General features: G+C 70.4%; 11 protein-coding genes. 8 read left to right on the forward strand and 3 right to left on the reverse strand.

Annotation, left to right across the window (positions count from 1 at the left end; genetic code table 11):
- The first annotated feature begins 5 nt into the window (after positions 1 to 5).
- Complete coding sequence (locus OIE74_RS23945) at positions 6 to 494, forward strand: ATP-binding protein (protein ID WP_329386928.1); 489 nt, start codon at positions 6 to 8, stop codon at positions 492 to 494.
- A gap of 205 nt (positions 495 to 699) precedes the next feature.
- Here the strand turns inward: OIE74_RS23945 and OIE74_RS23950 are convergent, their stop codons facing one another.
- Positions 700 to 2,253 (reverse strand): peptide MFS transporter, encoded by a 1,554-nt coding sequence (locus OIE74_RS23950; RefSeq protein ID WP_329386930.1) that lies wholly within the window; start codon positions 2,251 to 2,253, stop codon positions 700 to 702.
- 158 nt (positions 2,254 to 2,411) lie between these two features.
- On the opposite strand from OIE74_RS23950, the gene OIE74_RS23955 reads away from it, so the two are divergent.
- Positions 2,412 to 3,089 carry a response regulator transcription factor gene (locus OIE74_RS23955; RefSeq protein ID WP_189109494.1) on the forward strand — a complete coding sequence of 226 codons (678 nt, stop codon included), beginning with the start codon at positions 2,412 to 2,414 and terminating at the stop codon, positions 3,087 to 3,089.
- A 50-nt stretch (positions 3,090 to 3,139) separates the two neighbouring features.
- Entirely contained in the window at positions 3,140 to 4,405 is a 1,266-nt protein-coding gene (locus OIE74_RS23960) for an ATP-binding protein (protein WP_329386933.1), read from the forward strand.
- A 3-nt stretch (positions 4,406 to 4,408) separates the two neighbouring features.
- On the opposite strand, the gene OIE74_RS23965 is transcribed toward OIE74_RS23960, so the two are convergent.
- A complete protein-coding gene (locus OIE74_RS23965; RefSeq protein ID WP_329386935.1) occupies positions 4,409 to 4,912 on the reverse strand; it encodes a GtrA family protein in 504 nt (167 codons plus the stop codon).
- A gap of 182 nt (positions 4,913 to 5,094) precedes the next feature.
- Between OIE74_RS23965 and OIE74_RS23970 the strand changes: the two genes are divergently transcribed.
- The 4 genes from OIE74_RS23970 to OIE74_RS23985 all read left to right on the forward strand — a co-directional run bounded on the left by OIE74_RS23970 (position 5,095) and on the right by OIE74_RS23985 (position 9,321).
- Positions 5,095 to 6,234: a 5-(carboxyamino)imidazole ribonucleotide synthase gene (locus OIE74_RS23970; RefSeq protein WP_329386937.1), complete on the forward strand. Its 1,140-nt coding sequence runs from the start codon at positions 5,095 to 5,097 to the stop codon at positions 6,232 to 6,234.
- Positions 6,231 to 6,755, forward strand: coding sequence for a 5-(carboxyamino)imidazole ribonucleotide mutase (gene purE, locus OIE74_RS23975; RefSeq protein WP_329386939.1), 525 nt, complete (start codon positions 6,231 to 6,233; stop codon positions 6,753 to 6,755). Before OIE74_RS23970 ends, purE begins: the two co-directional genes overlap by 4 nt.
- An 8-nt stretch (positions 6,756 to 6,763) precedes the next feature.
- Positions 6,764 to 7,957, forward strand: coding sequence for a dipeptidase (locus OIE74_RS23980; protein WP_329386941.1), 1,194 nt, complete (start codon positions 6,764 to 6,766; stop codon positions 7,955 to 7,957).
- A 158-nt stretch (positions 7,958 to 8,115) separates the two neighbouring features.
- Entirely contained in the window at positions 8,116 to 9,321 is a 1,206-nt protein-coding gene (locus OIE74_RS23985; protein WP_329386943.1) for a membrane dipeptidase, read from the forward strand.
- A gap of 194 nt (positions 9,322 to 9,515) precedes the next feature.
- On the opposite strand, the gene OIE74_RS23990 is transcribed toward OIE74_RS23985, so the two are convergent.
- Positions 9,516 to 10,862, reverse strand: a complete 1,347-nt coding sequence (locus tag OIE74_RS23990; protein ID WP_329386945.1) for a UDP-glucose dehydrogenase family protein — start codon at positions 10,860 to 10,862, stop codon at positions 9,516 to 9,518.
- Between the two features lie 185 nt (positions 10,863 to 11,047).
- Between OIE74_RS23990 and OIE74_RS23995 the strand changes: the two genes are divergently transcribed.
- A complete protein-coding gene (locus OIE74_RS23995) occupies positions 11,048 to 12,220 on the forward strand; it encodes an acyl-CoA dehydrogenase family protein (RefSeq protein WP_329386947.1) in 1,173 nt (390 codons plus the stop codon).
- Positions 12,221 to 12,269 lie beyond the last annotated feature (49 nt).

Genomic DNA, 12,269 nt, shown 5'->3' on the forward strand with positions numbered 1-12,269 from the left:
CGCTGATGAGCACCACCCGGCAGTTTCCGCCGGGCGATTTCGGCTCCGAGCCGGACGGCGCGGGTACCCACTCCGCCGGGCCCGAAAGCCGGGTACGCACCCTGGCGTTGGGCAGCGCCAGCGGCATCGTCCCGATGGCCCGCGACTTCACCCGCCAGGCCCTTTACGACTGGGGCTGGCTGCCGGCCGAGACCGCGGACCGGCGCGCCGCCGCGGAGGACGTCCTGCTCGTCGTCTCCGAGCTGGTCACCAACGCGTGCCTGCACGCCGAGGGCCCCGAACAGCTCCGGGTCTCCTCCGACACCAAGGTGCTGCGCCTGGAGGTCACGGACCGCGGCACCGGCCAGCCCGCGCCCCGTACCCCGCACCGCGCCGGACGGCCGGGCGGCCACGGCATGTTCATCGTGCAGCGGCTCTGTCTGGACTGGGGGGTGTCCCGTACGCCGGGAGCCCCCGGCAAGACGGTCTGGGCGATCCTCGCGGCCCCGTCCTAGGGCGTGTTTGAGAAGTAGCGTCGTCCGCCCATCGGGCGGGGCCCACGGCGTCTGGTGCGTGCGATCGCAAGGCGGAGGATCATCCCCGTAGATGGACCGGACGTACTTGGATGACTCCGACAACGCGGCGAGCGCGCGTGCCAGGCGTCGTGGGCCAGACGGGACTTCTCAAACACGCCCTAGCGGCGAGACCGGCGGGAGACGCTCAGCGCACGTCCCCCATCAGCCCACGCACCGTCCTGCGGTACATGAAGACCGCGAAGCCCGCGAGCGTGGCCAGCGCCGCCTCCACGGCCACCACCCCCGTACGGCTCAGATCGACCCCGGCGATCGAGAGCATCCCCGTCACCGAGTCGCCCGCGGTGACCGCGAGAAACCACACGCCCATCATCTGACCGGCGTACTTCGCCGGCGCCATCTTCGTCGTCACCGACAGACCGACCGGTGAGACGCACAGCTCGCCCACCGTCTGGATCAGATAGATGCCCACCAGCCACACCGGGCTGACCAGGGTGCCGTCGGCCGCCAGCATCAGCGGGATCAGGAAGAAGAAGAACGAGACGCCGACGAAGGCCAGACCCGCGGCGAACTTCACGACCGTGCTCGGCTCCTGGCCCCGCCGGTTCAGCCAGAGCCAGAGCCAGGCGATCACGGGCGCCAGCGCCATGATGAAGACGGGGTTCAGCGACTGGTACCAGGACGTCGGGAAGCCGATGCCGAAGACATGGCCGGCGGCCTTCGTCGTACCGAAGGCCTGGATCGTCGACCCGCCCTGGTCGTAGATCATCCAGAAGACGGCCGCCGCGACGAAGAACCAGATGTAGCCGGACAGCTTCGCCTGTTCGGCCGGCGAGAGATCCTGGTCGCGCTTCATCCGGACCAGCACCCCGGCCGGGATGACGATGCCCGCCAGTGTCAGCGGCACCATCGCCCAGTTGATGGTGAAGTGGCCGGTGAAGACGGCGAGTCCGTAGAAGACCGAGCCGATCAGCAGCCAGGTCAGCCCCTTCCTCAGCCAGCTCGCCCGTTCCTCGGCGGACAACGGCGTCGGTACGTGGCTGCTCCGCGGCGCCAGGTGCTTCGTACCGAGCAGGAACACGAGCAGGCCGATGCCCATGCCGAGCGCCGCGAGCGCGAAGCCGAGGTGCCAGCTGTACTTCTCACCGACGGTGCCGATGACCAGCGGCGCGAAGAAGGCACCAATGTTGATGCCCATGTAGAAGATGGTGAAGCCGCCGTCGCGGCGCGGGTCGTCGGTGCCGTCGTAGAGATGGCCGACCATCGTGGAGATGTTGGACTTCAGCAGACCCGAGCCGAGCGCCACCAGCCCCAGACCGGCGAAGAAGGTGCCCGAGCCGGGCAGGGCGAGCGTCAGATGGCCGGCCATGATGGTGCAGGCCGCGATGGTCACGGTCCTGCGCGGCCCCCAGACCCGGTCGCCCAGCCAGCCGCCGGGCATGGCCAGCAGATAGACCATCGACAGATAGATGGAGTAGATCGCCGTCGTGGTGGCCAGGGTCATCCCCAGGCCGCCCCCCTGAAGGCCCTTCGAGGCCTCGGGGCCGCCCGAGATCAGATAGATCGTGAGCAGAGCCCTCATGCCGTAGAAGCTGAAGCGTTCCCACATCTCCGTCATGAAGAGCGTGGCCAGTCCGCGCGGATGGCCGAAGAACGTCTTCTCGGGTACGCCCTGGGGGCCGGGGGCCGTGGGGCGGCCGCCGGTCGGTTCGGGGGAGTCCTTGGTGAGGCTGGACGCCATGGGGGGATCCTCGCCCGGTCGGGTACGCGAAAAGGGGACCTTCGGCCCTTGAGCCGCCAAAGATCCCCGATTGGTCCTACGACCTGCCGCGCGGCCGGAGCCGCGGGCATCGGCGATCACTGCCCGGACGCTCCTCCACGCGGACTACCATCAACCTCATGACCCGTGTACTGCTCGCCGAGGACGACGCGTCCATCTCGGAGCCGCTGGCCCGCGCACTGCGCAGGGAGGGCTACGAGGTGGAGGTACGCGAAGACGGTCCCACCGCGCTCGAAGCCGGCCTCCAGGGCGGAGTGGACCTGGTCGTACTCGACCTCGGACTGCCCGGCATGGACGGTCTCGAAGTCGCCCGCAGACTCCGCTCCGAGGGCCACTCCGTGCCCCTGCTGGTGCTGACCGCCCGCGCCGACGAGGTGGACACGGTGGTCGGCCTCGACGCCGGCGCCGACGACTACGTGACCAAGCCCTTCCGGCTGGCCGAACTGCTCGCCCGGGTCCGGGCCCTGCTCCGGCGCGGCGCGAGCGAACCGGCCGCATCGCCCACCACGCACGGCGTCCGCATCGACGTCGAGTCGCACCGGGCCTGGATGGGTGAGGAGGAACTCCAGCTCACCGCCAAGGAGTTCGACCTGCTGCGGGTCCTCGTCAGGGACGCGGGCCGGGTCGTCACGCGCGACCAGCTGATGCGCGAGGTCTGGGACACCACCTGGTGGTCCTCCACGAAGACCCTGGACATGCACATCTCGTGGCTGCGCAAGAAGCTGGGCGACGACGCGGCGAACCCGCGGTACATCGCGACGGTACGGGGTGTCGGTTTCCGTTTCGAGAAGAGCTGAGGCGGGCGACCCGGCCCGATCCGGCAAGGGCCGAACAGAAGTAGGGCACAGTGCGCCGTCGTCTGATCAACTCCACGCTCGCCGTGGTGCTCGTCGTGATCGCCGTCTTCGGCGTCTCGCTCGTCATCGTCGAGACCCGCACCATCAGCAACAGCGCCCAGGAGAGGGTGGACCTGGAGGCCGTACGGCTGGTCAGCATCGTCGACAGTCGGCTGCTCGGCGGCGAGCGCGTCACCGAGGCGATCCTGCGGGAGCAGGTCGACGGCGGACGGTACGCCAAGGTCGAGATCCCCGGCCGCCCGGCCGTCGAGATCGGCGCACGCCCCGACGACGGCGCCATCAGGGGCAAGGCCGAGGGCGAGCAGGGCGAGACCGTCACCGTCGAGGAGTCCCGCGCCTCCGTCACGGCCGAACTCGGCCGCACCCTGATGATCATCGGTGCCGTGGCACTGCTCGCCGTGATCGCCGCCGTCCTGCTCGCCGTACGCCAGGCCAACAAGCTCGCGTCGCCCCTCACCGACCTCGCCGAGACCGCCGAACGCCTCGGCTCCGGCGACCCGCGCCCCCGCCACAAGCGGTACGGGGTGCCCGAGCTGGACCGGGTCGCCGACGTCCTCGACGCCAGCGCCGAGCGGATCGCGCGGATGCTGACCGCGGAGCGCCGCCTCGCCGCCGACGCCTCCCACCAGCTCCGTACGCCCCTCACCGCGCTCTCCATGCGTCTGGAGGAGATCTCCACCACCGACGACCCCGACACCGTCAAGGACGAGGCGACGATCGCCCTGACGCAGGTGGAGCGGCTGACCGACGTGGTGGAGCGGCTGCTCACCAACTCGCGCGACGCCCGCACCGGCTCCGCGATCGTCTTCGACCTCGACGACGTCGTACAGCAGCAGATCGAGGAGTGGCGCCCGGCCTACCGCAGCGCCGGACGCGCGATCGTCTGCTCCGGCACCCAGCACATGCGGGCCGTCGGCACCCCCGGCGCCGTCGCGCAGGTCCTCGCCGCGCTGATCGAGAACTCGCTGATGCACGGTGGCGGCACGGTCGCCCTGCGCAGCAGGATCACCGGCAACCAGGCCGTGATCGAGGTCACGGACGAGGGCCCCGGCGTACCGGCGGACCTCGGTTCACGGATCTTCGAGCGCGCGATCAGCGGGCACAACTCGACGGGTATCGGGCTCGCGGTCGCCCGTGATCTGGCGGAGGCGGACGGCGGTCGGCTCGAACTGCTCCAGCAGCAGCCGCCGGTCTTCGCGCTGTTCCTCAGCCGCGAGGTGCGGATCCGCAAGGAGCCCAAGAGGACCGTCAGGTGAGTGTCAGGTGACCCGGCCGGGCTCCGCGTCCGGCACGAGCCCCGGCACGGGCGCGGGCTCCGGCCGGAGCCGGCGGAACACCCAGGTGCGGTACGACCAGAAGCGGAACAGCGTCGCCACGCCGATACCGAGGAACTTGAACACGTTGCTCTGGAGCGGCCCGTCCCAGCCGAACCCGTACGTCGCCGTGTAGAGCACACCGTTCTCGATGACCAGCCCGACCGCGCTGAACAGCAGGAAGAGCGTCAGCTCCTTCGTCCGCCGGGTCTTGTCGCGGTCCCGGTAGGCGAAGTAGCGGAAGCCCACGTAGTTGCAGGCGATCGCGACGACGGTGGCCAGGATGCTGGCCCGTACGACCTGGAGTTCGGTGGTGTGCCGTACGAGGTTGAAGACCGCCAGATTGACCAGCAGACCCACCCCGCCGACCGCGCCGAACTTGGCGATCTCGTGGGTGAGCAGCGACAACCGCTCCCGCAGGGCTGGTCTCTGCGAAGGCGCGGCAGTCATCAGGTCGCTCAGCCCCGTCCGGTCGGCGTGTGTCGGTCGGTATGTGTCGGTCGGCGTATTCGGTCGATGTGGTCCGTCGACGTGCTCTGTCGACGTGCTCCGTCGACGTCGCGGTTACGTCGCCGACCGGCCCACTGTAACCACCGGAAGGTGCCGGACCGGGCGACGGATACCCTGGGAGTGTGACATTCCCGGTAGTCGGCATGGTCGGCGGCGGTCAGCTCGCCCGTATGACCCACGAGGCGGGCATCCCCCTCGGCATCAGATTCAAGCTCCTCAGCGAGACCCCTCAGGACTCCGCGGCCCAGGTGGTCGCCGATGTGGTCATCGGCGACCACACCGATCTGGAGACCCTGCGTGCCTTCGCGCGCGGCTGCGACGTGCTCACCTTCGACCACGAGCATGTGCCGATCGAGCACCTGCGCGCCTTGGAGGCGGACGGCATCCCCGTACGCCCCGGGCCGGACGCCCTCGTGCACGCGCAGGACAAGGGTGTGATGCGCGCCAGGCTCACCGAGCTGGGCGCGCCCTGCCCGCGCCATCGCATCGTCACCGACCCCGCCGATGTCGCCGCCTTCGCCGCCGAGGTCGGCGGCTTCCCCGTCATCCTGAAGACGGTGCGCGGCGGCTACGACGGCAAGGGCGTCTGGTTCGCCCGATCGGAGGACGACGCGGAGCAGCCCTTCCGGGCCGGCGTCCCCGTCCTCGCCGAGGAGAAGGTCGACTTCGTCCGGGAGCTCGCCGCCAACATCGTGCGCTCGCCGCACGGCCAGGCCGTCGCGTACCCCGTCGTGGAGTCCCAGCAGGTCGACGGCGTGTGCGACACCGTCATCGCGCCCGCGCCCGGCCTCTCCGACGAGCTGTCCGGCGAGGCACAGCGGCTCGCGCTGCGGATCGCGGCCGAACTGGGCGTCGTCGGTCATCTCGCCGTCGAGCTGTTCGAGACGGCCGACGGCCGGATCCTCGTCAACGAGCTGGCCATGCGCCCGCACAACTCCGGCCACTGGACGCAGGACGGGGCGATCACCTCGCAGTTCGCCAACCACGTACGCGCCGTGCTCGACCTGCCCCTCGGCGACCCGCGCCCGCGCGCGCCGTGGACGGTCATGTGCAACGTGCTGGGCGGCGACTACCCCGACATGTACGCGGCGTATCTGCACTGCATGGCCCATGACCCGCAGCTCAAGATCCACATGTACGGCAAGGACGTGAAGCCCGGCCGCAAGGTGGGCCACGTCAACACCTACGGTGACGACCTGGACGACGTGCTGGAGCGCGCCCGCCACGCCGCCGGATACCTCCGAGGAACGATCACCACATGAGCTCTCCCCTCATCGGCGTCGTCATGGGGTCGGACTCCGACTGGCCCGTCATGGAGGCCGCCGCGCAGGCGCTCGACGAGTTCGAGATCGCCTACGAGGTCGACGTCGTCTCCGCGCACCGGATGCCGCGCGAGATGATCGCGTACGGCGAGGAGGCCGCCGGACGCGGGCTCAGGGCGATCATCGCGGGCGCGGGCGGCGCGGCCCATCTGCCGGGCATGCTGGCCTCCGTCACACCGCTGCCCGTCATCGGCGTCCCCGTACCGCTGAAGTACCTGGACGGCATGGACTCGCTGCTGTCGATCGTGCAGATGCCCGCGGGCGTGCCGGTCGCGACCGTCTCCGTAGGAGGAGCCCGTAACGCCGGTCTGCTGGCCGCGCGGATCCTGGCTTCGCACGACCCCGGGCTGCGGGCCCGTATGGAGGACTTCCAGCGGAGCCTGAACGAACAGGCCACGGACAAGGGCAGACTCCTGCGAGCGAAGGTCAGCGGTCACGACAGCTTCGGCTTCGGGAAGTGAGGGCCCCCATGGGCACCGATGACTATCTGGAGCAGGCTCGTGAACTGCTCGAAGACTTCCCCCTGGTCGACGGGCACAACGACCTGCCGTGGGCGCTGCGTGAACAGGTCGCCTACGACCTCGACCGCCGCGACCTCGCCGACGACCAGTCGGCGCATCTGCACACCGACATCCCGCGGCTGCGGGCGGGCGGGGTCGGGGCGCAGTTCTGGTCGGTGTACGTACGCTCCGACATGGCCGGCGACACGGCGGTCAGCGCGACCCTGGAGCAGATCGACGTCGTCGGGCGCATGATCGCCCGCTACCCCGACGACCTCGCCGCGGCCCGCACCGCCGACGACATGGAGAACGCCCGCCGCACCGGGCGGATCGCGTCCCTGATGGGCGCCGAGGGCGGCCACTCCGTCAACAACTCCCTCGCCACGCTGCGCGCCCTGTACGCGCTCGGCGTGCGCTACCTCACGCTCACGCACAACGACAACCTCGCGTGGGCCGACTCGGCGACCGACGAGCCCGGCGTGGGCGGCCTCTCGCCCTTCGGCCACGAGGTCGTACGCGAGATGAACCGCACCGGCATGCTGGTCGACCTCTCGCACGTGGCCGCCACGACGATGCGCGACGCGCTCGCCACGAGCGCCGCGCCCGTGCTCTTCTCGCACTCCTCCGCGCGGGCGGTCTGCGACCATCCGCGCAACATCCCGGACGACGTGCTGGAGCTGCTGCCGGCCAACGGCGGGGTGGCGATGGCCACCTTCGTACCGAAGTTCATCCTTCCCGAGGCCATCGCCTGGACGACGGCCGCCGACGAGAACATGCGCGAGCACGGTGCCCACCCGCTCGACACCACCGAGTCCGCGATGAGGATCCACCGGGCTTTCGAGGCGGCCAACCCGCGCCCGGCGGCCACCGTCGCGACGGTCGCCGACCATCTGGACCATATGCGCGAGGTCGCGGGCATCGACCACATCGGTATCGGCGGCGACTACGACGGCACGGCGTTCACGCCGGACGGCCTTGAGGACGTCGCCGGCTACCCGAACCTCGTCGCGGAACTCCTCGCCCGCCGCTGGTCGCCCGAGGACCTGGCGAAGCTGACCTGGCACAACGCGGTACGGGTGCTGCGCGCCGCGGAGGACGTGGCCCGTGCGCTGCGCGTGGAGCGCGGTCCTTCGACGGCGACCATCGGGCAACTGGACGGCTGAGACGCCGGGGGTACTGAGACGCCGGGGGTACGGGGCGCGGGCCGGACTTGTCGGGCCCGCGCCCCGCGCCGTACCCCCGAACGCCCCGTCCGCCGCGACCCGTCCGGCGGCCCGTGGCACGGTGGCCGTACTGCCTTCGCACCCCACGGAGCCTCGTCATGGCAGATCTGAAGGACGACCCCTACGACACGGACGCGACACCGGCGGCCGGTGATCTCGACGCGCGGCCGCACCCCAGCCCGCCCGCGGAATCGGTGATGGCCTCGGACGCCGAGCTGATGACGCCTTTGGACGCCGCCTCCCTGGCCACGCCCGCGTCGTCGGCCACACCCGCCACGTCCGCCTCGTCCGCCGAGCGTGCCCGCGAGCTGCTGGCCTCGCACCCCGTCGTCGACGGCCACAACAGCCTCGCCCCCACGCTGCTGCGCCGCCGCGGCACCAGCCACAGCCACGACCTCGAACAGGGCGACAGCTTCCTGGACACCGACATGCCGCGGATCAAAGAGGGCGCGCTCGGCGCGCAGTTCTGGTCCCTGGAGGTCGACGCCGCGGCGGTCCGCGAGGGCCGGGCCGTCAGCACCACGCTGGAGCTGATCGACCTCGTACGGGATCTGATCTCGTCCTACCCGGAGAGCCTGCGCATCGCGCTCGGCGCCGGGGACCTGGCCGACGCCCGCAACTGCGGACGCGTCGCCTCGCTCCTCGGCCCCGTCTCGGGCCCGGCCATGGGCGACTCGCTCGCCACGCTGCGGGCGTTCCACTTCCTCGGCGTGCGGGCCCTCTCCCTCGCGGGCGCCCGCTGGGCCGAGGGCGGGCTCAGCCGCTTCGGCCACGAGGTCGTGCGCGAGCTGAACCGGCTCGGCGTCATCATCGATCTGACCGGCACGTCCGACGAGACGGCGCGCGCCACGTTCGCAGTCACCAAGGCACCGGCGATGTTCTCCCACTCCGCCGCGAGCGTCCCGGACGACATCCTGGCGCTGCTCGGCGCCAACAACGGTGTCTGCATGGTGAGTTTCGCACCGGACCAGATCGCCCACGGCAGGACTCCGACACTCTCCCAGGCCGCCGACGCCGTCGAGCGCGTACGGGACGTGGCGGGCCCGGAGTGCGTCGGTCTCTCGGGGACGTACGGCCGCGAGTCCCGGACGCCGCACACCGTCGGCCTCGAAGACACCTCGTGCTACCCGCAGTTGATCGCCGAACTGCTCGAACGCGGCTGGGACGACACCGCCGTCACTGATCTCACCTGGAGCAACGCGGCACGTGTGCTGCGCGACACCGAGTTCCTGGCGCGCGCCAACCAGCAGCGGCGCCAGCCGTCCACGGCGAAGATCGAAGAACTGGACGACGCCCGCCGCTAGGGCGTGTTTGAGAAGTCCCGTCTGGCCCACGACGCCTGGCACGCGCGCTCGCTGCGTTGTCGGAGTCATCCAAGTACGTCCAGTACGAGGCTGATCCTCCGCCTTGCGATCGCACGCACCAGACGCCGTGGGCCCCGCCCGATGGGCGGACGACGCTACTTCTAAAACACGCCCTAGTTGTGTCCAGGGGCCGGTCAGGCCCTCGGCCGGCCCATCGCCCGGTACGTCCAGCCCGCCCCGCGCCACACCGCCGGGTCAAGTGCGTTGCGCCCGTCGAGGATCAGCCGCCGCGACACGGCGCCGCCGAGCTCCGCCGGGTCCAGCTCCCGGAACTCGCGCCACTCGGTCAGATGCAGGACGACATCGGCGCCCCGCACCGCCTCCAGCGCGGACTCGGCGTAGCCGAGCGTCGGGAAGAGCCCGCGGGCGTTGTCCATGCCCTTCGGGTCGTACACGGTGACCTGACCCCCCTGGAGATGGATCTGCCCGGCGACGTTGAGCGCGGGGGAGTCCCGTACGTCGTCCGAGTCCGGCTTGAACGTCGCGCCCAGGACCGCGACCCGCTTGCCGAGGAACGACGAGTCGCCCCCGACGGCCTCGCGCGCCAGCTCGACCATGTGCCCGCGGCGCCGCATGTTGATCGAGTCGACCTCGCGCAGGAACGTCAGCGCCTGGTCCGCCCCCAGTTCGCCCGCCCGCGCCATGAACGCCCGGATGTCCTTGGGCAGACAGCCGCCGCCGAAGCCGATCCCGGCCCGGAGGTACTTCCTGCCGATGCGCTCGTCGTAGCCGATGGCCTCCGCCAGCTTCACCACGTCGCCGCCGGCCGCCTCGCAGACCTCGGCCATCGCGTTGATGAAGGAGATCTTGGTGGCGAGGAAGGAGTTCGCGGCCGTCTTCACCAGTTCGGCGGTCGGGAAGTCCGTCACGATGAACGGCGACCCCTCCCCGACCGGAGTCGCGTACACCTCGCGCAGCAGCTTCTCCGCTCGCTCGCTCCCGGTGCCCACCACGATCCGGTCCGGGTGGAGCGTGTCCTGTACGGCGAAGCCCTCCCGCAGGAACTCCGGATTCCAGGCCAGCTCGACGTCGATGCCCTCCGGCGCCAGCTCGGTGAGCCGCCGCGCGAGCCGCTCCGCGCTGCCGACCGGCACGGTCGACTTGCCGACCACCAGCGCCGCCCGGCCCAGCTGCGGGGCCAGCGAGTCGAAGGCGCTCTCGACGTAGCTCATGTCGCACGCGTACTCGCCGTGCTTCTGCGGGGTGTTCACGCAGACGAAGTGGACGTCGCCGAAGGCGCCGATCTCCTCGTAGGAGGTGGTGAAGCGCAGCCGGCCGCTCGACCCCTCGATGCCCGCGACATGCTTGCGCAGCAGGTCCTCCAGACCGGGCTCGTACATCGGGACCCGGCCCGCCGACAGCATCTCGATCTTCTCGGGGACGACGTCGAGCCCGAGGACCTCGAAGCCCAGTTCCGCCATGGCCGCGGCGTGCGTGGCGCCGAGGTAGCCGGTACCGATCACAGTGATCTTGAGGGCCATGTCGTGCTCCTGGGAGTCCGGTCGGGATGCGGTGCCCGAGCATAGCCCCGCGCTCCGGACGCCTTTTCGGTCGCCCGTACGGCAAGGTGCGGGAGCTGTCGGAAAACTCACGTACGGCGCGGTGCTCCCGACCTCTAAAATCGGTGTTACTTAACGGTAGTTAGCATTCAGGGGAGTGAAGGACCGTGGCCGGATCGGCTGATTTCGACCTGTACCGCCCGTCGGAGGAGCACGACATGCTCCGGGAGGCGGTGCGCGCGCTCTCCGAGGCGAAGATCGCGCCGTTCGCCGCCGCGGTGGACGAGGAGGCCCGCTTCCCGCAGGAGGCGCTCGACGCGCTGGTCGCCGCGGATCTGCACGCGGTCCACGTCCCCGAGGAGTACGGCGGCGCCGGTGCGGACGCCCTCGCCACGGTGATAGTCATCGAGGAGGTCGCCCGCGTCTGCGCCTCGTCCTCCCTGATCCCGGCCGTGAACAAGCTCGGCTCGCTGCCCGTGATCCTCTCCGGCGGCGAGGACCTGAAGAAGAAGTACCTCGGCCCGCTGGCCAAGGGCGACGCGATGTTCTCGTACTGCCTCTCCGAACCGGACGCGGGCTCGGACGCCGCCGGCATGAAGACCAAGGCCGTACGGGACGGCGACAGCTACGTACTCAACGGCGTGAAGCGCTGGATCACCAACGCAGGCGTCTCCGAGTACTACACGGTGATGGCCGTCACCGACCCCGACCGCCGTACGAAGGGCATCTCGGCGTTCGTCGTCGAGAAGGGCGACGAGGGTGTCTCCTTCGGCGCCCCGGAGAAGAAGCTCGGCATCAAGGGCTCCCCGACCCGCGAGGTCTACCTCGACAACGTCCGCATCCCGGCCGACCGCCTCATCGGCACCGAGGGCACCGGCTTCGCCACGGCGATGAAGACCCTGGACCACACCCGCATCACGATCGCGGCCCAGGCCCTCGGCATCGCCCAGGGCGCGCTCGACTACGCCACGGGCTACGTCCAGGAGCGCAAGCAGTTCGGCAAGCCGATCGGCGACTTCCAGGGCGTCCAGTTCATGCTCGCCGACATGGCGATGAAGCTGGAGGCGGCCCGCCAGCTCACCTACTCCGCGGCGGCCCGCTCCCAGCGCATCTCCGACGGCGGCGACAAGGAACACCTGACCTTCTTCGGCGCCGCGGCCAAGTGCTTCGCCTCCGACGCGGCGATGGAGATCACGACGGACGCGGTCCAACTCCTCGGCGGCTACGGCTACACGCGCGACTACCCGGTGGAACGGATGATGCGCGACGCCAAGATCACCCAGATCTACGAGGGCACGAACCAGATCCAGCGCATCGTGATGGCGCGCAACCTGCCGTAGGCGCTGTACGACGAAACGCCCCGGTCCGCGTGAGCGGGCCGGGGCGATT

This window comes from Streptomyces sp. NBC_01716 (assembly GCF_036248275.1).
Classification (GTDB): domain Bacteria; phylum Actinomycetota; class Actinomycetes; order Streptomycetales; family Streptomycetaceae; genus Streptomyces.

Bases quoted from the DNA above. Each gene is read 5' to 3' on its own strand.
- OIE74_RS23990 (WP_329386945.1), bottom strand. From the start codon at position 10,862: ATGGCCCTCAAGATCACTGTGATCGGTACCGGCTACCTCGGCGCCACG.
- OIE74_RS23950 (WP_329386930.1), bottom strand. From the start codon at position 2,253: ATGGCGTCCAGCCTCACCAAGGACTCCCCCGAACCGACCGGCGGCCGC.
- OIE74_RS23985 (WP_329386943.1), top strand. From the start codon at position 8,116: ATGGCAGATCTGAAGGACGACCCCTACGACACGGACGCGACACCGGCG.
- OIE74_RS23980 (WP_329386941.1), top strand. From the start codon at position 6,764: ATGGGCACCGATGACTATCTGGAGCAGGCTCGTGAACTGCTCGAAGAC.
- OIE74_RS23955 (WP_189109494.1), top strand. From the start codon at position 2,412: ATGACCCGTGTACTGCTCGCCGAGGACGACGCGTCCATCTCGGAGCCG.
- OIE74_RS23965 (WP_329386935.1), bottom strand. From the start codon at position 4,912: ATGACTGCCGCGCCTTCGCAGAGACCAGCCCTGCGGGAGCGGTTGTCG.
- purE (WP_329386939.1), top strand. From the start codon at position 6,231: ATGAGCTCTCCCCTCATCGGCGTCGTCATGGGGTCGGACTCCGACTGG.
- OIE74_RS23945 (WP_329386928.1), top strand. From the start codon at position 6: ATGAGCACCACCCGGCAGTTTCCGCCGGGCGATTTCGGCTCCGAGCCG.